Annotated in this window: 1 rRNA gene; it reads left to right on the forward strand. The window is 52.1% G+C overall.

What is annotated here, in order from left to right:
• Window positions 1-426, forward strand: a 16S ribosomal RNA gene (locus tag HH110_RS19645); the annotation flags it as partial.

Below are 426 nucleotides of genomic sequence, written 5' to 3' on the forward strand. Positions count from 1 at the left end.
AGCAGTGGGGAATATTGGACAATGGGCGAAAGCCTGATCCAGCAATGCCGCGTGAGTGATGAAGGCCTTAGGGTTGTAAAGCTCTTTTACCCGGGATGATAATGACAGTACCGGGAGAATAAGCTCCGGCTAACTCCGTGCCAGCAGCCGCGGTAATACGGAGGGAGCTAGCGTTGTTCGGAATTACTGGGCGTAAAGCGCACGTAGGCGGCTTTGTAAGTTAGAGGTGAAAGCCCGGGGCTCAACTCCGGAATTGCCTTTAAGACTGCATCGCTTGAATCATGGAGAGGTGAGTGGAATTCCGAGTGTAGAGGTGAAATTCGTAGATATTCGGAAGAACACCAGTGGCGAAGGCGACTCACTGGACAAGTATTGACGCTGAGGTGCGAAAGCGTGGGGAGCAAACAGGATTAGATACCCGTGTAG

The sequence above is a fragment of the Stenotrophomonas sp. SAM-B genome, assembly GCF_013387485.1.
Lineage (GTDB): Bacteria > Pseudomonadota > Gammaproteobacteria > Xanthomonadales > Xanthomonadaceae > Stenotrophomonas > Stenotrophomonas maltophilia_AA.